Here is a 20011-nt window from a genome sequence, read left to right on the forward strand (position 1 = left end):
GATAAGGCAGATGATGTGATATCTCGTCTGCTTACGATATCTTGCTGATTTTCAGTGTTTAGCAGCGGGTGTTGTCAATAAACAAACAAATGATTAAGGAGTGACAACCATGAGCCAAAAAGACATCATTAATTGGGACGACTCTTCTGCACATGTACCGAACATGCCTAAAGCGAGGCAAGTAAAAGTTTGGGACCTATTAGTAAGAGTGACTCATTGGACAGTCGCAGCTGGTATTATTGCTAATCTGTTTTTTACCGAAGATGGTGGTGAGTGGCATGAGTATGTCGGCTATACCGTTTTGGGACTGGTGGTCATACGTTTACTTTGGGGTCTGGTTGGCACGCGCTATGCACGCTTTACTGGCTTTTTCCCCACACCAAAACGACTCAAACGGCATGTATCAGATTTAAGCGTTCGACGCGTTGATGAGCAGAATCTTGGTCATAACCCCTTGGCCGCACTGATGATGTTATCGTTATGGGCTGTGACTATAGGGTTAGGACTAACCGGTTATCTGATGGAAGCAGGGCTGTTTGGTGATAAAGAGGTGCTTGAAGAGATTCATGAGTTATTAGCAAACAGCTTATATCTACTGGTTCCTCTACATATCATCGCAGCGATTGCCATGAGTTACTGGCAACGCCAAAACCTCATTAAATCAATGATAACGGGCAAAAAAACGGTGACAGACAAGCCGACTACTATGAAATAAGTCAAGCGATGGAGCACTTATGGCACGCATATTATTGATAGAAGACGACAGCACCATCGCTGATGGAATTGTCCTTGGCTTAAAAAGTCATGGCATGATGGTGGATTGGTTTGGTGATGCCAAGCAAGGTGAGATGGCGCTGCAAGATGGCATGTTTGATGCGGTACTGCTGGATTTGACCTTGCCAAAAGGTGATGGCATGACCGTCCTAAAAAACTGGCGGGAAAAACACATAGATACGCCAGTATTGATTATCACCGCTCGCGATGCGATTGCCAATCGTGTGGCAGGACTCAATGCCGGCGCTGATGATTATTTGGTGAAGCCATTTGCATTAGATGAGGTGATTGCCCGTCTACAAGCATTGATGAGACGCAGCCAAGGTCGGTGTCAACCTGAAGTCCGTTATGGCGAAGTGGCCTATCAGCCTCAGAATCAGCAAGTCTCTTATCAAGGCAAAATGGTAGAATTAACCATCAAAGAAGTGGCAATCTTAGAGCAAATGCTGACCCACCCTAAGCAAATCCACAGCCGCGCAAGCTTAGAAGACAAGCTATATGGGTGGCAACAAGATATCGAAAGCAATGCCATTGAAGTACACATTCATCATTTACGTAAAAAACTGGGCAATGATTTTATCTTGACCAAACGCGGTATTGGCTACTATCTCAATCCAGTCCATAACCACCATTAACCACCGTTAGGCATTCAACGGTCTGTTTTTGGTGCCTCCACTTTGTCTGCTACTTGGTGAGCCTATGAAAAGTATTCAGCAACGGCTATTAACATCGCTACTGATTGGTTTACCTTTGCTGTGGGTGCTTACCTCAAGCTTTATTGCGTGGAAGCTTTGGCACGAAATCAATGAGATGAATGACACCCAAATCACTCAAGTTGCCCGTTATTTAATAGGGGTCGCCCCCAAAGAAGAGGACGATAAAGACCATCATAGGCAAAGGGATGATAACAAAAAGCACACGCCCAAAATCTATGCGTTAAAAAGTAAGCAGCTATCAGGTGATCTTGGTGAGGCTGAGGATGACTATATGGGCTTTGCCATTTGGGATAAAAAAGGCCGTCTATTAATGGCTGATGAAAATGGTCAATCATTTGCTTTTTTGCCAGACCAGCATGGGTTTTTAGAAGAGCATGATTCTGCCTATCAGCGCCTCAACCCTTTTAGTAAGCGCTGGCGTTTATTTTACGTCCATGATGATCATGACTATGAAGGTCGGGTCATTGCCGTCGGACAGAACCTCAAATCTCGCCGAGAGATGATTACTGATGCCATGTCCGTGCAAGTGCTGCCGATGTTGATTGGGCTATTTGCATTTATGGGTTTGGTGGTGTGGCTGATCCGGCGGGGGTTTATGCCGTTAACTCAGATTAGTAGTGCGCTTGAACAGCGTCAACCGCAAGATGATAGCCCCATCACAGCGGACGTGCCCAAAGAGATCCAACCGTTAGTGAGCGCCTTAAATGTCTTGTTTGTAAAAGTCGCGGATACCCTAGCACGTGAGCAGCGCTTTACCGCCGATGCCTCACATGAGCTTAGAAGCCCGCTTGCGGCGTTAAAGCTACAAGCTGATTTGTTACAGCAGCAGATATTGCAGTTATCTGGCGTAGAAGACGATAATCAGCTGTTCTATCATGCCCAAAACATTAGCAATGGCATTGAGCGGGCCACTCATTTGGTCGATCAACTGCTGATTTTAGCCAAAATAGAACCGCAACAACAATTACCTCCTGAGCAATTAGAAAGTCCGGATTGGTTGATGCTAACGGATATTGTACTCAGTGATGTCAATCGGCTGGCTCGTGAAAAGCACATGCAATTAAAACGCACTGTGAACTGTGACAATCCTGCTGATATTCTACCCATCCTTATCAATCCAATTTTATTCAAACTGCTCATCCGTAACCTGTTGGACAATGCCATTCGCTATTGTCCCGAGGGCGCTTTGATTGAACTTCAGCTCGACACCAATGCTATTAGAGTGGTCGATAATGGCAGTGGCGTCGAGCCAGAACAACTGACGCGCTTAAGCGAGCGCTTTTATCGCCCAGCAGGTCAAAGCCAATTAGGTAGCGGTCTTGGGCTATCCATTGCCAATCGAATAGCAGAGCTGCACGGTCTGACGTTAGAGTTTGCTAACCGCTCTCAACCAGAAACTGGCTTTATCGTCACGATAAGACATAAAAAAGCGATATCAAGCATCTGATAAAACGATAAAAATTAATCGGCGTGGGCTTAAGGTTGAGTTAATATTTACCCCGTATGCTAGTTGTATTCCCTAATAATATAGACGGAGTACAATCTTATGAGCCTACCTCTATTAAAACCCTTATTATTGACTGTTGGTGCAACCTCATTAGTGTTTTTTGGTGGCGTTATCGCCTTATCTGTCCAGTCGCCCAGCGCTGATGACGCACTATCAGCTGCGAATGCCATGAGTCAAAATACTGACATTACCTCTATATCCTCTGATTTATCGTCCTTTAAAGCCGTGGCAAACCCTCTCACGCAATCCCCATTTGCCAATCCATCACCTCTGGCGGCACTCACAGCCACGCAAGCAACTGCGCTTGCGCAGCAAGACGCGCCCAATTCAGTATTGCAGGCTTCACCCGAGCTCGTCAATTATAACGGCACCGTCGCTTATGAGGTGCTATTAGACAGCGGCGCTACTTATATTGATGCCAGTGTCGGCACTGTACTGAATCCGGTTGCGACCAATGACTATCGTGCTGAGAGATTTGACGATGACGATTATGAAGATAAGCACCACGATGATGATAAACGTAAAGAGGATAAACATCGCAAAGCACACGATAAAAAATACTATAAAGAGAATGATCGCCTAATCGCCATGAGCTATCAGCAACATGATGAGGAGGAATACGATGACTAATACCAAATCACATTCGACACCAGCCGTCAAAAAAACGGCTAAAAAAGCAGATCCTTTTGCCGCTCTTAAAAGCAGCATTATGATGGTCTCGATTGCAGGTACTATGGCAGGATGGCTGGTACTACTCAATCAAGAACAAAAAACTGCCCCTGTGAGCACTGCCATTATAAGCACTGCTGTTGCTGAGTCTGATGAAAGGGCAGTCACGCCAACGCCCATCGCTGATATCAATCAATTGCGACAGGTCAATGCAGTCGCACCTGTTGAGGTAATAAGGGTTGTCGCTCGTACGCGATCTTCTCAATAAATAAGAAAAACCACAGATTATTTAGTTTGAATGTTTAGTCAAGGGAGGGCTTTGAATGCACACAAATATGTCCAATCAAACAACACCGCAACTGGCAACGATTAAACTGTTTGCCATGGGTTGTCACATTCAAATTAGCTTAAATACCACAAGACTGAGCGCGCAACCTTCACAAATGAGAATAGACCAACAAGTCGCTTTTTTGACAAACGATATTCAGCAGCGCTTAGCTGACTGGGAACATATCTTCAGTCGTTTTGATGACAGCAGTGAGCTTATGAGACTGAATAACCGTGGCGACCAATGGTCTGAGGTGAGTTCAGAATTATTTGAGGTGTTGCAGCGTGCCATTCACTTTGTCTCAAAGACTCAAGGCTTAGTAACACCAACGTTATTGCACCCTCTATGGGACGCAGGCTATAAGCATTCATTTGAGACCTTGCCCAAAATGTCTGTGCCATCATTACCTGTTACTAGCGTAAGCACCCCTACAAACGTGCAAGACACGACAAGTGCTAACCATGCCAATCAGCAGATAGAAGGTATTCAGCTTCGCCAGTTAGCTGACAGACAACATCAAGTATATCTGCCAGCTGGCATGGCACTGGATTTGAATGGATATGTCAAAGGGTGGTGCGCCATGCAGTTGGCGGAAAATATTAGCCGAGTTCATGACTGGCATATTCCCTGCTTAGTCGATATGGGTGGGGATATCGCGATTGGTGTTCCAAAAAACCCAACAGATAAACCGGTGTCTTGGGGAGTGGCTGTTGCCAAGCCGTATTTTGCCAATAGTGAGCACGTTCACAATGATGAAGATGTGGCGATCCTCAAGCTCAGCTCTGGGGCTGTCGCCACATCTGGGCAAGATTATCGTCGCTGGTTGCACGACGGCCGCTGGCAACATCATTTGATCCATCCGCATGACTTGCGTCCAGTAACAAGTGACGTCCTAACTGCAACGGTACTGGCGAAAGATGCGATGACGGCGGAGGTATACGCCAAATACTGCGTGCTTCTTGGTGTTAAAGCAGCCGTGGCGTGGCTCAACAAACACCATATTGCGGCGTTGTTAATAGATAGGGATAACAAAGTGATGGTGACTTCTGCCATGCGTCCAAACCTGCTTGCTAGTTAATTTATCACGCGACATGCGCTAGATATCAATACATTAAGTAAAGCCATTCATAGGAGCATAGTCATGCATACAGACCATCCTACCAGCAGTCATACTGCTTCCAATACTAATGTTCTCACTCAGGCTCTATGGGTTGGCTTAACGTTAAGCATTGCTATCGGAGTTGGTGGTTATGCGTCGTTAACTTGGGGAGAGACGGTATCTCAGCTACTGACCAGCACAGATAAACACTTTTGGTATTTATCACGGGCAAGCGGTGTTATCGCTTATACGTTATTTTGGTTGGCAGTCATTTTTGGCTTGTTGTTAAGCACTCGTTTAGGCAAGCGCTTTAATGCAGCGCGGGTATTTGTCTTACATCAGTATCTAAGCCTGATTGCCGTAGGCTTTGCCGCGTTTCATGCTGGTATCTTATTAGCAGATAATTTCTTAAATCTGAACTTATGGCAGGTGCTAATGCCTTTTGGTTTTCAGACTGAGCGTGTGGGCGTGGCCTTGGGGCAGTTGGGGTTTTGGTTCTTATTTATCTGTGCGTTTAGTTTTTATATTAAGCAGTATATTGGTCAATCAGCATGGCGCTGGCTACACTTTTTGACCTTTATGGCGTATATGTTCATCAGTATTCATGTGTTTATGGTGGGCTCAGACAGTCGCGCGCTGCCTTTGTTATTATTTTATGCCGGCAGTCAAACAATAGTCTTTTTACTAATAACCTATCGAATAATCGCTTTAAAGCAAGCAAGGTAACTATGTGGAAATTGGTGTGTCATTATAGGCTACACTGACATATTCTAATTTATGTCTAAATCGTTTGAGGGTATCTATGCTATGCATCATTCTATTCACGACGAAGCTCATCTAAGCAATCGCAATCATTGGCTTAGGGCAGCAGTACTTGGTGCCAATGATGGACTGATTTCAACCGCGAGTCTATTAGTCGGTGTCGCTGCAGCAAGTGCAAATAGTCAAACACTGCTATTGACAGGGATGGCCGCGTTAACCGCAGGTGCTCTATCGATGGCAGCTGGTGAGTATATTTCAGTATCGTCTCAAGCTGATACCGAAAAAGCGGATCTGGATAAAGAGTTGCATGAACTGACTCATAATGCTGAGCGCGAGCTATTTGAGCTCACCAAAATTTATGAGAAACGTGGACTGGATCATGTCTTAGCGCATCAAGTTGCCATAGCTTTGACTGAGCATGATGCACTAGAGGCGCATGCCCGAGATGAGATTGGTTTGACAGATCTGAGTCAAGCTAAGCCGATTCATGCGTCAGTTGCTTCTGGATTGTCATTCATTGCGGGCGCCATATTACCGATTATTGGTATTTTACTTTTGCCAGCACAAACACTGGTTTGGTCACTCGCGACTTTAACGATAGTAGGCTTAGCGCTACTTGGCATAATATCAGCGCGCTTGGGCGGTGCCCCTGTTATTCCTGCTACGTCTAGAGTTGTGATATGGGGTGTGCTCGCTATGGTCGCAACATCATTGATTGGTCGGTTGTTTGGGGTGGCAGCATTATAGGGGCCTCATAAAACTGGTCAGTAAATAAGGGTATACCCTAAATAGAACCATCTAATATTTTATGCATAGCTTAAGTATTATGACGTGTGATTATAGGTGTTAATAATAAATGTAGTTATCAACTTATCAAAGTATTAGACTCAATGTTTCTGCCTTCATAAATGGTTGCTTTTTTGAATAAGAAGCTGGCAAATGTACAAGTTGTTGTCAGTGACAGCAGCATTGATACCAGCGTATGGCTAAAAAAGTGATCGCCAAAACTCATTTTATACAGCCCCATCGTCCAGCCTAAAACAGTCACTACTGTAAATATCCTATAGCGATATTTGTGTAGACTAGGTAAAAAAGCCAGGCCATATAAAGAGAACCCTGCACTGGCATGGGCGGCTGGGAAGCATTTGGAATCGGTTTTAGCGGTTATGTTTTGCCAAATATTCAGATAAGGTAAGTCCCCACCAAACAGCGTTAAATGATTGGGGCAACTGACATGAGTGACACTCTTTAATAGGGCAACAGTAGAAGGTACGACGATAAGAATAATCAGTAGGTAGCTTATTTCACGTACTGAAAAGGGAACCATAAATTGATTGATACTTCTATTCTTGATGATAGAAACATTATTCGAAGGCTGTCTGTATTTAATAATTAACACAGTGATTAAGTAGAGGGCTAGCAAAATCAATAATGCTTTAGGAGCATCATAAAAGATGAAAGCATAAGGCTGTGCGCCCTTTTGTATAAGCCATTGCCCATTAGTATAAAAAAGCTCGCTGATGTGAATATCAAACTGGCTATGTTCAAAGATTAACGCTGTAATGATCGTTAAGCAAAGCAGCTTAAGCCACATCCAATCAGATGAGTTATTTTCCAATGCCATTGAAATACCTTTCAATATATTAATTTGCAAAACCTCAAGTGCTATTCGCTATAAGACGTTAAATAATGCCATCAGCCATAAAACAAACAATAGCAATAACGCCAAAAACTGAGCAGCAGAACCGACATCTTTAGCTATTTTAGCGAGCGGATGTTGTTCTGTAGAAGTATGGTCAACGCAGGCTTCGATACCTGTATTGAATAGCTCGACGATAAGCGATAGAAACGAAACTATTAACAGCAGCATTTTTATATAGATAGCAAAAGGCATAAATATTAAAACGATAAGTAGTAAAAAGTTAAGCCAAATAACTTGCCTAAAGGCCGCTTCATATTTATAAGCCGCTTTAAAACCATCTATCGAGTAGCCCGTCGCTTTTAAAATACGAGACAGCCCCTTTTTACCTTTAACTTCACTCGCAAAGCTATCAGCTACCAGTAGAGAGCCAGTTGTTTCTTTAAGTTTATAATCAAAATCTGCGGCTTCATTATCGAGAATAGTAGGTTTGCGAGTACTCATGTTGATTGCTTAATAGTCATTAAAGTTAGAGGGTATGGCAAGCTTTGGGAATAAAATAAAAAGTGCAATCACCGATATAATTCTTGTTGTAATGATCCCAGTGTAGGAGGGCACTGGTTAGCACTTAGGTATCATTATAAGATTGGTATCGTTAAGAAAGCGTTAAGATAAAACCCTGAAATTAAATTTATACCGTTGCTTAAGTAGGGCAATTGCGGGTTTTAGACTTTTGATATAGCGTCTTTACTAAGCTTAATACCTAAATACTGGACAAACCAAAAAGCAGTAACTAACACCTGTGCTATTGAGGTGTCGGCTACTGCTTTGACTAAAGCTATATAATTGGGCTTATCGTTCGATAGCCTTAACGATAATAAATACTAAAGCTGCTGCCCCCAGTTTTATTGGCTTGATGGGTTAATTCCCAATCCATATGCGTCATAATACGCTGCACGATACTAAGTCCTAAGCCCGACCCTTCAACCTTATTACTAAATGCCTTATCTGTGCTCGAATTGTCATCCGTTTTGCCATCCGTATTGCTATGCTCTAAACGCTCAAAGCGCTCATACAGCAGCGGCATCATACTCTCAGGAATACCAAGACCCGTATCAGTAACGACTATTTTGTCACTATCGATAGTTATGATGACTTCGCCATCATCTGTGTATTGAAAGGCATTTTTAATGAGGTTACCTAGCGCCATTTTTAGCAGTTCAGGACGCACGTTTGTAAAATACACTTGTTCAGCGATTATTGTACAAGTGACTGACTTATATTTGAGTAGATAGTTTAAGCGCTGCGCCTCATTTATAGCAATACTATTAATAGAGGTTTGCGGGGCATCCAGTTTTTCAGGGGCACGAGAGAGTAGTAATAAGGCGCTGATAATCTCAGTGGTCTCCTTTGCAGTCGTGTTGATACGGTTAGTAAATTCGCTTAAATAGCTGTCGTGCGCTAATTGGGAGGCTAATACCTCGGATGCGCCCATTATTATGGTTAAAGGGGTACGCAATTCATGGCTGACATCGCCTGTGAATAATTGCTCACGCTTTAGATACTGCTCAAGGTTATTATTTTTCTCATCAATCGCTTGTGCTAACACCCCAACTTCTGAGGGTAGGTGGGTTAATTCGGTTAAATTTTGATTATCGGTCTCTACCGCTTTTTTTAGATCTAATAAAGGCTTGATGATTTGCTTAGAGGATAAATAAGAGAATAGCGCAGCGATTAGTAAGCTCAAAAGGACCGCAATTTTTAGTGCATCAGCAAATATATCTTCTAGATTCTCAAAGATTGCTAAAACAGGATAATTCTCCATCGCCATTTCAGACCCTTCTAAGTAGGTCAAAATATAGTTTTGCTCATTTTGTGGATAAGCAAAAAAATGCAGATTAGTTTCAGTTTTACCCGCTTTATTATTTACGGTTACTCGCATTTCTTGAACGGTTCCGTTGGCTATTGTTTTTAAATTCTCAGGCGCACTATCATAACGATAAATTTTAATACCCGGATTTGCTGTATAAACAGCCTGTTCACCATATTTTTCTTGACTGATTTGTAGCTGCTGTAAAAGTCGCCCTTTCACTAAGTCCTGTTCAATTCGCATCTCAGCATACATAAAAATGCTGACGAAAGCCGTGCAAAGCAATAAAGCGAATACAAAATAGGAGATTCGAAACTTATTGGCGATTGAGTCTATAGTGAACATGGCAGACGCTTATTTAGTGTAAGGCAATAGATAGCGTAAGAAAAAATATAGATATGACTGCTTATAATAGACTCTAATCTGTAAATCGTATTGTGAAATTTTAGACTTTATCAGGGTTGATAATCTGATAGCCAACGCCCGCTATGGTCATGATCATCGGCTCAATAAACGGTTTATCAACTTGAGCGCGCACACTATGCATATGCGTACGTAAAGCATCGCTGTGAGGTATATCTTCACCCCATAATTTTTCCTCAAGCTCATTCTTATTGACGACTCGAGGTGCGGCGCTCATCAGGGTATTCAGTATTTTAAACCCTGTTGGCGTGAGCTTGAGTGATTTACCCTCACGAGTAACCGTGTGCTCATCGGTATTTAAAGACAGTTTGCCAACGGTAATATTATGTTGAAAATGATCGTCTTGATGCCGACGAATCAAAGCTTTAATACGGGATTCTAATTCGACGAGCGAAAAAGGCTTGACCAAATAATCATCAGCGCCACTATCAAAACCTGTGACTTTATCCAGAATCGTATCACGTGCCGTCAGCATGAGCACAGGTGTTTTATTATGCAATTCCTCTCGAAGCGCCTTGCACAATTTGGTGCCATCCATGCCAGGCAACATCACATCTAGTAAGATAACGTCATAACGATTATTTGAAGCTAGCGTTAAGCCACTAATGCCATTATGAGCATTGTCTAACTCAAAGCCTTTAGTCTCAAAAAAAGCGTAAATGTTGGCGACGATATCGGGATTGTCTTCAATAATAAGTATTTTATACATAATGGCTACTACTCTATAAAAAGCGTGAGGCGGATAAAAAATAATTTAATGGGTATACTGGAAAAAAGTAGGTTTTGATAGCATCTCGTCGGTGGTAATACCGAAAAATTGAAGTAAAGTTGGGGTAATAAAATCGTGTGATACTGGCTTATCAAGCATAAGGCTGTTTTTATCAATACTATTATTAGTAGGCGACCAAATAATGACAGGCACCTGCTTTTGCGCAGCGGGTGCTATAGAGTAAGGCAGGCCGTGCAAGTAGATATTATTCTCACCTAAACTCTCACCATGATCGCTAATATATACCATTACCACATCATAATCGGGCTCGTAAGTTTTTAGCGTATCAATCACGTTATTCAAGAAGTAATCGGTATAACGAATCGCATTGTCATAGCCGTTAATAACTGATTGGTCATCGCACTTGGATAGCTCATTGGTCATACAGACGGGTTTATATTCTTCAAAAGCCTTAGGATAACGCTTGTAGTAAGCGGGACCATGATTGCCCATTTGATGTAATAAAATCAGTGTATCTTTAGCAGAAGCGCCTGTTTTTACAAGCTTATCAAAACCATCAAGCATACCGATATCGCGACATTCATCATCGCAATTTGGATTGATATCGCTCGTTTTGTAGTCTTCAAAAGTCACTCGATCCGCCACGCCTTTAGAGCTTGAATTATTATCGCGCCAAATAACGTTTACGCCTTGTTTATTGAGCGTATCTAGCACGTTTTCATTATAGTCTGCTTCATCCGGATTATAGTCTGAACGATTAGCATAACTGAACATACAAGGCACTGAGTAAGCTGTAGAAGTACCGCAAGAGGTGGCATTTTTGAAGCTATAAATATTAGATTGCTTGGCAAGTAGTGGCATCGTATCGCGCTTATAACCATTTAAGCTAATATGGTCAGCGCGCACTGTTTCACCAACGACAAATACCATGAGTTTTGGTTTTGCTGTACTACCATTAGCAGCGTTACGTTTGGCATCAGTTGCGTGCAGTATCATCGTATCAGGACGGCGTAGCTCATCAATATAATCAGTACCGAGTTTGATGACTGAATAAATAGGAGTAATAGGATTGGTATAACTACGCACCATTTTATGCTGACGAAAAAAGGTGGCGTATTGATCACCAAAGGGCAATAAGCAAACGCCTACTAAGGCAATAGCCGCTATCAAAGTAGCTGTCTTTTGTAGTATCGAGCGTCGTAAGGAAGTAGGTTTTATTTTTAATTTGCTAATAATAACAGCAGGTACAACACCTAATATTAGCAGCCGAATAAAAAAGCTTAGCGACATCAGTTCCATCGCTTCTGCTTGATCAGTCTGTAAGCTATTAATTAGCATATTAGTATCAAATATGGTGCCGTAAGCATCGGTAAAATACCCGCACACAGCTGCTATCAGCACTAAAGCAATCAGCACTGGTTTGGCAATGGGTCGATAGCATAGCAACTGAACGATTAGCCACATCAAGCTAAATAATAAGCCTGAGAGAGACACTATAAAGCCAATGTTTGTGCTAAGTGGATAAACACTTAACACTTGCGTAAAAAAGCCAATATTGGCAGTAGCTATTAAATAAAGCACGACAATGATAATCAGAAAGCTAAGATTAATCTTGCGATCAAAAATTTTGCTTGCAAAGCTTTTTTTCGTATTAGCTTGATTACTAATAGTGCTAAGTGCTTGAGAGGGTAACATAAACGGGATTCTCAACAGGATCGTAAGGAATATGATTCCTTACGATAGCAAGTAGCCTGTTAAGAAGACGTTAAGGGGATTGAATAGGAGTTTGTGTTTTAGTGCTACTATTGAAATTTTTCAGGTATGTAGGATCAAAACCCCATTATTAACCACATCACCTAAGAAGAGTGAGTTTGAAAAACGTTATTATGATCTTTTAACCCTGTCAGGCAGCGATGCCTGACTCAAGTAAATCAACCTTCGATATAGTCGGGGCGTTTTACTGCCATGTACACTGACCTGCTATAAATAATGTAGGCTATTGTTATCACTAGCCTACACCCTAAGATTCAAGTCCTCACTAGGGTACCGAATCAGTGAAAGTACCTAATTGGTTCCTTATGGGTATACCCCAACAGAACCAGCTATTTCACCCCAAAAACCTATTAACATACTACTTAAAACAGACTGGTACAATGGAACCACTTATAACAGACCATTGAACGATTAATATCTATCAACACCTACAAAACTAGCTTAAAGAAATAAAACCCAAGCGCGGTTGCCAGCAGTGTCAATCCAACGTGCAGACCGATCAATCCTAGCCCTGCCAATACTTTACCCGCACTAATAAAAGTAAATACCTCAGCACTAAAGGTACTAAAGGTCGTCAATCCACCCAAAAACCCAGTAATCACAAACAGTCTGATATTAGGCGATAAATCGCTACCCATACGCTCAAACCAGACGAGCGCAAGGCCAATCAGCAGGCCGCCCAAGACATTTGCGCCAAGCGTACCAAGCGGTATCCAGTGATGCAGTGGATTAAAGCGCGCTAAATAGCCACGTAAACACGCGCCTAATGCTGCTCCTAAGCCTATTGCTAGCCACTGCATAGATTATCCTTAATTTATATGGCTTTTGAACGTTATACTGCAGGCAACAGTGCTGGTAATTCTGTCAACGGCCAACGCGGGATACAGCTCACTGCCAGATCATCCGTTTGTCCAGCGTTTAGGCGCTCAAATCCAGCATAAGCAATCATTGCGCCATTATCTGTACAAAGTGCTGGCGGTGCGTAATGTACAGTCGCATTAATTTTCGTCAGCTCAGTCTCTAGCGTCTCGCGCAGATGTGTGTTGGCACTGACGCCGCCCGCGATAACGAGTCTGGTCATATTCGCTTGTTTAAGCGCTTTGACGCATTTTTTTACTAGCGTATCGACCATCGCGTGTTGGAAGCTTGCGGCAATATCGGCGCGTACTTGCGGATCGCTATCAGCGCTATTGCCTGAGCCACCGGACTGCGGGGTATCTTTAATCAGATTATGCACTGCTGTTTTCATACCACTAAACGAAAAATCAAGACCGCGATGCAGCATTGGCCGTGGTAGCTCATAGGCGTTTGGGTTACCCATTTCGGCAAGCTTGGCAATATTTGGACCACCAGGATAAGGCAAGCCTAACATCTTAGCGGCTTTATCAAAGCACTCCCCTGCCGCATCATCGATGGACTCGCCTAGTATCTCATACTCGCCGATGCCTTTAGCCGCGATCAGCTGGGTATGGCCACCTGAGACGAGCAAAGAGACAAACGGAAACGGCGGCGGATTAGCGCCCATCAAAGGCGCAAGCAGATGACCTTCCATATGGTGCACGCCGATAGCCGGAATACCTAAGCCAAACGCCAAGCTACGACCAAACAGCGCGCCCGTCATCAGCGCACCGATAAGGCCTGGGCCTTTGGTATAGGCGATAGCATCAATGTCGTTTTTACTCATATCACACTGCGCTAGCAGCTCATCGAGTAGTGGCACTAATTTGCGAATATGGTCGCGACTCGCCAGCTCAGGCACCACGCCGCCATAGACAGCATGCAGCTCAATTTGTGAGTACAATACTTGCCCAACTAGGCCCTTATTAGCGCTGTTAATCTGCTCGCTATCAAAGATCGCCAGACCCGTCTCGTCACAAGAAGTCTCTAACCCTAATACTTTCATGCTATCGCCTTTATCTTACTATCTTTATCTTACTATGGGGTCGCTGCGTTATTACCCTGTATGTGCTAATAACAGACCCTAACCCTAAAGCCAAAAAGCCGCCATTGTTAGCACACAATGACGGCTCGTTTAACAAATTTCAAGAGCGAATAACGACTATCAGCTGGCTTCGGCAATCATATATTCAACAGCAGCTTTGATTTGATCTTCGGTCACGCCATTATAAGCCTGCGCTGGCATTTGATTAAAGCCTTCCGCTGAATGAGTGGTCAGAGTCTCTACGCCTTTTTCGATACGCGGTGCCCAAGCCTCAGCGTCACCGAATTTTGGTGCATTGAGCAAGCCGGTAGCGTGACAGGCCATGCATTGCTTGTTATAGAGCTCAGCGCCAACGTTGACGGCTAAATCCTCAGAGGCTGCAGGCTCTTCTACCGCTGCCACCTCAGCTTCAGCATCACCAGCATCAACTTCTGCCGTCTCAGTCGTCTCGACAACCATAGGCTCAGTTTCTGCAAACTCCATATCTTCTGCTTCAGGAGCATTGGCACGAGCAATCTCAGCAGCCTGCTCGGCTCGCTCTGGCGCTGTTACTGCTTCATGACCATCGCTACAAGCGCTAAGACTAACGCCCAAGCTGACCACTAGAGTCGTCCACAATGCTGTGTTTAGTGCCGTTTTTCTCATTCCAACATCCTCACTAAAATTGATATAAAAACCGATAAAGCTTACTGAATTGTTGCAATTATCATAGCATAAATTCGGTTAAAGCCGTTATCGTCATAAGGTTTTTTATCGGCATTTTTGTGACTTAGTGAGTATTACTTTATAAGGCAAATAAGAAACTTTATAAGATAAATAACCAAATTAGACGGTATTGATCTGTAAATACTTCAGGTAACGTAACTCTAGGTGCTCTAATAACGCAGAATTTGTCTTTTTATAATCAGTCGCTGAGTGACGATAAGCACACCAAAAGCCTTGACTTTATTGATGATTTTAGGTAGAATTACCGCCCTTGTACTTCTGTGCAAACTTATCCTAGTTTGAGCTGATGCGCGAATTTTGAGATATTAGCGCTAAATACTAATACACAGCCAAACTAATGCCTTTGTATCTCATCCCTATAAGGAGTCTTCATGCCTGCAGTTAAGGTCAAAGAAAACGAACCCGTTGATATCGCTATCCGTCGTTTTAAACGTGCTTGCGAAAAAGCTGGCGTATTGTCAGATGTACGTAAGCGTGAGTTTTATGAAAAGCCAACGCAAGAGCGCAAGCGCAAAAAAGCCGCTGCGGTAAAGCGTTATAAGAAAAAGCTGCAACGCGACACTATTCGTACCACGCGTATGTACTAATTGCTAGCTATCAGTTAGCCGTACATCAGTAGTCGTACATCAGCGCCACTGTTATCAATAGATATCAGTGGCGTTTTTTGTGCTACACTTTTTATTATTCATCTTATTACCTATCGAAATTTATATTACAACACCAAAAAGCACCCTATAAACAAGGATTAGCCACCATTATGAGCTCTATTAAGCAAAAGCTAGCAGATACTATTGTCACCTCTATGAAAGCCCGCGAGCTTGAGCGCGTCAAAGTCATGCGCAATGTACAATCTGTCGTCAAGCAAATCGAAATCGACCGTAAAGTGGAGCTAGATGATGCGGGCGTTCTAGAGATACTACAAAAGCAGCTCAAACAGCGTCAAGAGTCATTGGCTATTTTTACCGCGAATGGCCGTGATGACTTGGCGAGTAAAGAGCAGTTCGAGATTGACATTATCAATGAGTTTATGCCAAAACAGATGGATGATGACGAGCTTGCCGCCTTAGTCAACCAAGAGATTAGCGATCAAGGCGCTACCTCCATGCGCGATATGGGGAGCGTCATGGGCGCTATGAAAACCAAAACCGCAGGCCGCGCCGATCCCGCGGTTATCTCAAGACTGGTCAAAGAAGCGCTGCAAGGCTAGACCTGCACCGATTGCACGCGCTCGGTTTATAGCGAACTTCGTCCCTCCTAACCGCCTAAGGCTTAAAGTCTTGGGCGGTTTTTACTTCGCTGATTTCTTTTTTGATACTGGCTAATAACGGACTACGACCAGAAGAGTTTGGCATTTTCTCAGCCAGTTGCTTAGCTTGCGTCAAAGACGTCAATGCCGAATCATAACGTCCATTCCAGAGCTGATCATGACTGCGGTAGCGCAGAGCATTAATCGTCGCAATCGCTTTGATAGCCGCTGAGCTTGAGGTTTTAGCGAGTTTTTCGTTAGCCAATTGCAAGCTTTGCCAAGCATAGCGGTCACTGGCTTGCTCTTGGGTTAACGGCTTAAGTAGAGCTTGCGCTTGTAGTGGCTGATTATTACTGGTGAGGGCTTCTGCTAAGTATAGCCGCAAATCACGGCGCTCCGGATAAAGGCGCTGCTGCGCGCTTAAAACTTCTACGGCTCGCTGCCATTTGTTTTGTTCACTGAGCACTTGGCTATAGGTGATAGATAATAATGGCTCTAGTATCTGCAGCTGACTTGCTGGTAGCGCTGACAGCTCCTTCATTAGCTGCTCGGCATCATCGAAACGTTGCTGCTGACTGTACCAGTACATCAAGGCAAGCTTAGCGCCAGGACTGCTGACCACGGCGGTAGTCAGCGCCGTTTCTGAGGTATGCTGGCCCATGACTTGCACGCGCCAATATAACAAATCAAACAACGCTTGATGGCGCTGCTGCTGCGTCAAAGATAAAGGCGCATACTGCTGAGCACGGGCTTGCGACTCGCTTAAGCGCTCATTACTCAAAGGATGTGAGCGCACAAAGCTTGGTAAATAGCGGTTTTCGACTTGATTGAGCTGACTCTTTTGGTTCATCGTCGCAAAAAATCTCGGCATAGCGCGTGGATCGTAGCCTGCCTGCGTCATGATCTGCATGCCCACCCGGTCCGCTTCGCGCTCATTACTACGGCTAAAGGCCATGCTGCTATTCATAGTCGCCGTCTGCGAGCCCATCATCACTGCTGCTGCCGCATCGCCATCGACTGCGGAGGCAGCTATCGCCGCGAGCATACCGCCGATTTGCATCAGTAGCGCTTTTTTGCGCGCGTCTGCACCGCTCTCATAATGGCGCTGACTGATATGCGCCACTTCGTGAGCAACGACGCTTGCCAATTCGTCCATACTATCCGCCGCGAGTATAGTACCGGTATTAATACCGATAACCCCGCCGGGTGCGGCAAAGGCATTGATACTTGGGTTATCAATAATCACTAAAGCCAACGGCGCTTGCTGACGAGCTTGAGCGTTGAGTCGCCAAGTCATCGCCTTCATCGTCTCTTGAATCCAAGGGTCGTGCTCCATCTTGGCCTGGCCATTGATGTTTTGTAGCGACCATTCACCAATGCGCTTATTTTGATATTGATCAGCAAAGCTCAGCGCCTGCCCTTGCAAATTGGGCAAATCAAGCTCATCGGACGGCTGCTGCCAAGGGCTAAAAGCTGAGGTGGACACTGTTGGCGTGGCAAGCGGCTCAAGGCGACTTAGCGTTACGCTCGCCCCATAACTGACACTACTGAGCAGCAGTGCCAGCACGAGTACACTTGGCGTTGATGGTCGATAAATAAACTTCAAATGAGTATCCTATTATTTAAGCAACACAGGCAAATACCGAACGCTGATATAGTTGAATCACTTTAAAACCGATGCAGTGCAGCTGGGATTCATCTTGTCAATGAGAGCTGCGCAACATCGAAACAGCGTAGACACAGCACGCAAGGAAAATGAATACCAGTTGCACGTTAATATTTAGCGTATCGACTTTATTTCGCACTGACTATAGTAGGGTTCTTGGCTGTTTTGACTATATAAGCTTGAGGGTATAACGTCAATTGTTGGCTCAGACTGACTACTAATATCTCAGCAAGCGTCACGGTTAAGTAACATTATTGTGCCATGCTAAAACATCAAACACTGTGATGATAATATTCAACTGCTCTTCTAGCCTAGCAGTTTGTTATAATAAGCATTTATCGTTCAAGGTTTGATTTATGTCAGCTGCGTCTAAAACTACGGTATCTGCCCCTTATTTTATAACGCTCTCATCGAGCTTGTCTGCCAATGAGCAGCAAGTTATCGCTGATTTGTTAGCGCTATTACCGGCTTCTTATATCAGCGAGATAAGGTCACACTTGGATAATAAAACGAGAATAGAAGCGGACTCTGCCCTTCTCATAAAAGGTTACGTTGATGGTCGCGGTTTGGCTTGTCCGATGCCATTATTAAAGACAAAAGTGGCTTTGCGTGATGTCGCTATCGGTGAGTCTTTATATGTTGTTGCCACTGATCCCAACTCGCAAGCAGACATCACTGCCTTTTGTCGGCAATCGCAAACGGCTAATACAGAGACGCTCCAGCTGTTAGTTAATACGGTAACCGATAGCCGCAATGATGAAGCGGTTACTGCTACTGATGAAGCTAGGCATAACAAAGCCGCGCAGCAAGCCGATACAATATTTCACTTCATCATTACCAAAACCGATAGCAACTAACGACAGCTATCCTTTACAATTACTATAATTATTCTACTTTGCATACTTGTTTATTTATTTGCCTATTTACTTGATTAAGGTCAAAGATATGACTACTTCTTCCACTGATTCTGCGACAAAAAAATCGTCACCACCAAAAAAACCTCGCAGTAATGATAAAGTGACTACTGAGCAAAATGCTGCTCGCACAGCAGCGTTAGAAGCGGCAGCAAAACGACCGCCGTACGACGCTAGTGCCTTAGAAAAAACCAGCACTCGCGATTTAGTACCGGCCATGCCGACTCACTTGACGGCTCCTGGGGTAAACCTAGGCGCTTATATTAATACTGTGCACCAAATTCCTATTTTGACCCCAACGCAAGAACAAGAGCTTGCACACCGCTACTATGATGAAGGTGATGTCGAAGCCGCGCGGTTACTCGTGATGTCGCATCTGCGCTTTGTGATACATATCGCGCGTAGCTACTCAGGCTATGGTTTGCCGCAAGCGGATCTGATTCAAGAAGGCAATCTGGGCTTGATGAAAGCGGTCAAGCGCTTCGATCCGAATAAGGGCGTGCGCTTAGTCTCTTTTGCCGTGCATTGGATCAAAGCTGAGATTCACGAGTTTGTGATTCGTAACTGGCGCATTGTCAAAGTGGCGACCACCAAAGCGCATCGTAAGTTATTTTTTAACCTACGTAGCCTAAAAAAGACCAACAATCAGCTGACTTTAGAAGAGGCAGATGCGATTGCGAACGATCTCAACGTCACTCGCAAGCAAGTGCTAGAGATGGAGTCGCGCCTGACCTCTTATGACGCCTCTTTTGAGACCCAATCGAGCGATGATGACGACGGGCGTTACGCGCCGCAGCTGTTCTTAGAGGACGGTATAGATCCAGCTGAGATGGTAGAAGAGTCTGATTGGGAAGCCAATAATTCATCCGCGTTGATTGAAGCAATGGGGACGCTAGATGATCGCTCTCGTGATATCGTTGAGCAGCGCTGGCTTACTGAGCAAAAATCCACCTTGCACGAATTGGCGGCGGTCTACTCTATATCGGCTGAGCGTGTGCGTCAGATCGAAAAGAACGCGATGGACAAAATCCGTGAGGCCATGACTATTGAGAGTGTGATTTTGCCTGACGATATTCAATAATGATTGTGTTTATACAGTGATGATTGTACGAGTGGCTTGATTTTATTATATAGTTAATCCACGTTAAAAACGATACAGTGCGGTTGGGATGAATTTTTTGCAGCCTCTGTCCGCAACGACACAGCACGTCAGGAAAATTTATATCA

At 44.0% G+C, this 20011-nt stretch carries 21 protein-coding genes; 12 read left to right on the forward strand and 9 right to left on the reverse strand.

Annotation, left to right across the window (positions count from 1 at the left end; genetic code table 11):
* Positions 1 to 109: 109 nt before the first annotated feature.
* The 8 genes from AAEY83_RS07000 (at position 110) to AAEY83_RS07035 (ending at position 6602) form a co-directional block, all read left to right on the forward strand.
* Positions 110 to 715 carry a cytochrome b/b6 domain-containing protein gene (locus tag AAEY83_RS07000; RefSeq protein ID WP_020444589.1) on the forward strand — a complete coding sequence of 202 codons (606 nt, stop codon included), beginning with the start codon at positions 110 to 112 and terminating at the stop codon, positions 713 to 715.
* 19 nt (positions 716 to 734) lie between these two features.
* Positions 735 to 1409, forward strand: coding sequence for a response regulator (locus AAEY83_RS07005; protein WP_020444568.1), 675 nt, complete (start codon positions 735 to 737; stop codon positions 1407 to 1409).
* Positions 1410 to 1473: 64 nt separating this feature from the next.
* Complete coding sequence (locus AAEY83_RS07010) at positions 1474 to 2937, forward strand: ATP-binding protein (RefSeq protein WP_011959972.1); 1464 nt, start codon at positions 1474 to 1476, stop codon at positions 2935 to 2937.
* Between the two features lie 99 nt (positions 2938 to 3036).
* Complete coding sequence (locus tag AAEY83_RS07015; RefSeq protein WP_011959973.1) at positions 3037 to 3627, forward strand: PepSY domain-containing protein; 591 nt, start codon at positions 3037 to 3039, stop codon at positions 3625 to 3627.
* Entirely contained in the window at positions 3620 to 3934 is a 315-nt protein-coding gene (locus AAEY83_RS07020) for a hypothetical protein (RefSeq protein ID WP_020444569.1), read from the forward strand. Before AAEY83_RS07015 ends, AAEY83_RS07020 begins: the two co-directional genes overlap by 8 nt.
* A gap of 67 nt (positions 3935 to 4001) precedes the next feature.
* On the forward strand, positions 4002 to 5072 hold the full coding sequence (locus AAEY83_RS07025) for an FAD:protein FMN transferase (protein WP_227501911.1): 1071 nt from the start codon (positions 4002 to 4004) through the stop codon (positions 5070 to 5072).
* A gap of 63 nt (positions 5073 to 5135) precedes the next feature.
* Positions 5136 to 5819: a DUF8596 domain-containing protein gene (locus AAEY83_RS07030; RefSeq protein ID WP_011959976.1), complete on the forward strand. Its 684-nt coding sequence runs from the start codon at positions 5136 to 5138 to the stop codon at positions 5817 to 5819.
* Between the two features lie 81 nt (positions 5820 to 5900).
* Positions 5901 to 6602, forward strand: coding sequence for a VIT1/CCC1 transporter family protein (locus tag AAEY83_RS07035; RefSeq protein ID WP_011959977.1), 702 nt, complete (start codon positions 5901 to 5903; stop codon positions 6600 to 6602).
* A 118-nt stretch (positions 6603 to 6720) separates the two neighbouring features.
* On the opposite strand, the gene AAEY83_RS07040 is transcribed toward AAEY83_RS07035, so the two are convergent.
* The 8 genes from AAEY83_RS07040 to AAEY83_RS07075 all read right to left on the reverse strand — a co-directional run bounded on the left by AAEY83_RS07040 (position 6721) and on the right by AAEY83_RS07075 (position 14877).
* Positions 6721 to 7479, reverse strand: a complete 759-nt coding sequence (locus AAEY83_RS07040; RefSeq protein ID WP_037058916.1) for a PAP2 family lipid A phosphatase — start codon at positions 7477 to 7479, stop codon at positions 6721 to 6723.
* 48 nt (positions 7480 to 7527) lie between these two features.
* Positions 7528 to 7998 (reverse strand): diacylglycerol kinase, encoded by a 471-nt coding sequence (locus AAEY83_RS07045; RefSeq protein WP_025645042.1) that lies wholly within the window; start codon positions 7996 to 7998, stop codon positions 7528 to 7530.
* Positions 7999 to 8362: 364 nt separating this feature from the next.
* Positions 8363 to 9709 carry a sensor histidine kinase gene (locus AAEY83_RS07050; RefSeq protein WP_025645040.1) on the reverse strand — a complete coding sequence of 449 codons (1347 nt, stop codon included), beginning with the start codon at positions 9707 to 9709 and terminating at the stop codon, positions 8363 to 8365.
* 100 nt (positions 9710 to 9809) lie between these two features.
* A complete protein-coding gene (locus AAEY83_RS07055; RefSeq protein WP_025645038.1) occupies positions 9810 to 10496 on the reverse strand; it encodes a response regulator transcription factor in 687 nt (228 codons plus the stop codon).
* A gap of 45 nt (positions 10497 to 10541) precedes the next feature.
* Positions 10542 to 12212, reverse strand: a complete 1671-nt coding sequence (locus tag AAEY83_RS07060) for a phosphoethanolamine transferase (RefSeq protein ID WP_037058915.1) — start codon at positions 12210 to 12212, stop codon at positions 10542 to 10544.
* Positions 12213 to 12718: 506 nt separating this feature from the next.
* Entirely contained in the window at positions 12719 to 13090 is a 372-nt protein-coding gene (locus tag AAEY83_RS07065; protein WP_025645034.1) for a CrcB family protein, read from the reverse strand.
* Between the two features lie 32 nt (positions 13091 to 13122).
* Positions 13123 to 14193: a tRNA (adenosine(37)-N6)-threonylcarbamoyltransferase complex transferase subunit TsaD gene (gene tsaD, locus AAEY83_RS07070; RefSeq protein WP_025645025.1), complete on the reverse strand. Its 1071-nt coding sequence runs from the start codon at positions 14191 to 14193 to the stop codon at positions 13123 to 13125.
* Between the two features lie 159 nt (positions 14194 to 14352).
* Positions 14353 to 14877, reverse strand: coding sequence for a c-type cytochrome (locus AAEY83_RS07075; protein WP_025645023.1), 525 nt, complete (start codon positions 14875 to 14877; stop codon positions 14353 to 14355).
* A 452-nt stretch (positions 14878 to 15329) separates the two neighbouring features.
* Between AAEY83_RS07075 and rpsU the strand changes: the two genes are divergently transcribed.
* Together rpsU and AAEY83_RS07085 are read left to right on the forward strand one after the other, a co-directional pair.
* Positions 15330 to 15545: a 30S ribosomal protein S21 gene (rpsU, locus tag AAEY83_RS07080; RefSeq protein ID WP_025645021.1), complete on the forward strand. Its 216-nt coding sequence runs from the start codon at positions 15330 to 15332 to the stop codon at positions 15543 to 15545.
* A gap of 170 nt (positions 15546 to 15715) precedes the next feature.
* A complete protein-coding gene (locus AAEY83_RS07085; RefSeq protein WP_025645019.1) occupies positions 15716 to 16165 on the forward strand; it encodes a GatB/YqeY domain-containing protein in 450 nt (149 codons plus the stop codon).
* Positions 16166 to 16220: 55 nt separating this feature from the next.
* On the opposite strand, the gene AAEY83_RS07090 is transcribed toward AAEY83_RS07085, so the two are convergent.
* Positions 16221 to 17810 (reverse strand): M48 family metalloprotease, encoded by a 1590-nt coding sequence (locus AAEY83_RS07090; protein WP_037058912.1) that lies wholly within the window; start codon positions 17808 to 17810, stop codon positions 16221 to 16223.
* A gap of 416 nt (positions 17811 to 18226) precedes the next feature.
* Here AAEY83_RS07090 and AAEY83_RS07095 point away from each other — a divergent pair, with 416 nt between their 5' ends.
* Positions 18227 to 18727, forward strand: coding sequence for a sulfurtransferase TusA family protein (locus AAEY83_RS07095; RefSeq protein WP_025645017.1), 501 nt, complete (start codon positions 18227 to 18229; stop codon positions 18725 to 18727).
* A 274-nt stretch (positions 18728 to 19001) separates the two neighbouring features.
* On the forward strand, positions 19002 to 19865 hold the full coding sequence (gene rpoH, locus AAEY83_RS07100) for an RNA polymerase sigma factor RpoH (RefSeq protein ID WP_037058941.1): 864 nt from the start codon (positions 19002 to 19004) through the stop codon (positions 19863 to 19865).
* The last annotated feature ends 146 nt before the right edge of the window (positions 19866 to 20011 follow it).

Source organism: Psychrobacter sp. TB20-MNA-CIBAN-0197 (genome assembly GCF_040309765.1).
GTDB classification, from domain to species: domain Bacteria; phylum Pseudomonadota; class Gammaproteobacteria; order Pseudomonadales; family Moraxellaceae; genus Psychrobacter; species Psychrobacter submarinus.

What these genes read in the sequence shown, in the direction of transcription:
- AAEY83_RS07075 (WP_025645023.1), bottom strand. Translation starts at nt 14,877, where the DNA reads ATGAGAAAAACGGCACTAAACACAGCATTGTGGACGACTCTAGTGGTC.
- AAEY83_RS07020 (WP_020444569.1), top strand. Translation starts at nt 3,620, where the DNA reads ATGACTAATACCAAATCACATTCGACACCAGCCGTCAAAAAAACGGCT.
- rpsU (WP_025645021.1), top strand. Translation starts at nt 15,330, where the DNA reads ATGCCTGCAGTTAAGGTCAAAGAAAACGAACCCGTTGATATCGCTATC.
- AAEY83_RS07015 (WP_011959973.1), top strand. Translation starts at nt 3,037, where the DNA reads ATGAGCCTACCTCTATTAAAACCCTTATTATTGACTGTTGGTGCAACC.
- tsaD (WP_025645025.1), bottom strand. Translation starts at nt 14,193, where the DNA reads ATGAAAGTATTAGGGTTAGAGACTTCTTGTGACGAGACGGGTCTGGCG.
- AAEY83_RS07085 (WP_025645019.1), top strand. Translation starts at nt 15,716, where the DNA reads ATGAGCTCTATTAAGCAAAAGCTAGCAGATACTATTGTCACCTCTATG.
- AAEY83_RS07005 (WP_020444568.1), top strand. Translation starts at nt 735, where the DNA reads ATGGCACGCATATTATTGATAGAAGACGACAGCACCATCGCTGATGGA.
- rpoH (WP_037058941.1), top strand. Translation starts at nt 19,002, where the DNA reads ATGCCGACTCACTTGACGGCTCCTGGGGTAAACCTAGGCGCTTATATT.
- AAEY83_RS07060 (WP_037058915.1), bottom strand. Translation starts at nt 12,212, where the DNA reads ATGTTACCCTCTCAAGCACTTAGCACTATTAGTAATCAAGCTAATACG.
- AAEY83_RS07065 (WP_025645034.1), bottom strand. Translation starts at nt 13,090, where the DNA reads ATGCAGTGGCTAGCAATAGGCTTAGGAGCAGCATTAGGCGCGTGTTTA.
- AAEY83_RS07025 (WP_227501911.1), top strand. Translation starts at nt 4,002, where the DNA reads ATGTCCAATCAAACAACACCGCAACTGGCAACGATTAAACTGTTTGCC.
- AAEY83_RS07045 (WP_025645042.1), bottom strand. Translation starts at nt 7,998, where the DNA reads ATGAGTACTCGCAAACCTACTATTCTCGATAATGAAGCCGCAGATTTT.
- AAEY83_RS07035 (WP_011959977.1), top strand. Translation starts at nt 5,901, where the DNA reads ATGCATCATTCTATTCACGACGAAGCTCATCTAAGCAATCGCAATCAT.
- AAEY83_RS07010 (WP_011959972.1), top strand. Translation starts at nt 1,474, where the DNA reads ATGAAAAGTATTCAGCAACGGCTATTAACATCGCTACTGATTGGTTTA.
- AAEY83_RS07040 (WP_037058916.1), bottom strand. Translation starts at nt 7,479, where the DNA reads ATGGCATTGGAAAATAACTCATCTGATTGGATGTGGCTTAAGCTGCTT.
- AAEY83_RS07030 (WP_011959976.1), top strand. Translation starts at nt 5,136, where the DNA reads ATGCATACAGACCATCCTACCAGCAGTCATACTGCTTCCAATACTAAT.
- AAEY83_RS07055 (WP_025645038.1), bottom strand. Translation starts at nt 10,496, where the DNA reads ATGTATAAAATACTTATTATTGAAGACAATCCCGATATCGTCGCCAAC.
- AAEY83_RS07050 (WP_025645040.1), bottom strand. Translation starts at nt 9,709, where the DNA reads ATGTTCACTATAGACTCAATCGCCAATAAGTTTCGAATCTCCTATTTT.
- AAEY83_RS07000 (WP_020444589.1), top strand. Translation starts at nt 110, where the DNA reads ATGAGCCAAAAAGACATCATTAATTGGGACGACTCTTCTGCACATGTA.
- AAEY83_RS07095 (WP_025645017.1), top strand. Translation starts at nt 18,227, where the DNA reads ATGTCAGCTGCGTCTAAAACTACGGTATCTGCCCCTTATTTTATAACG.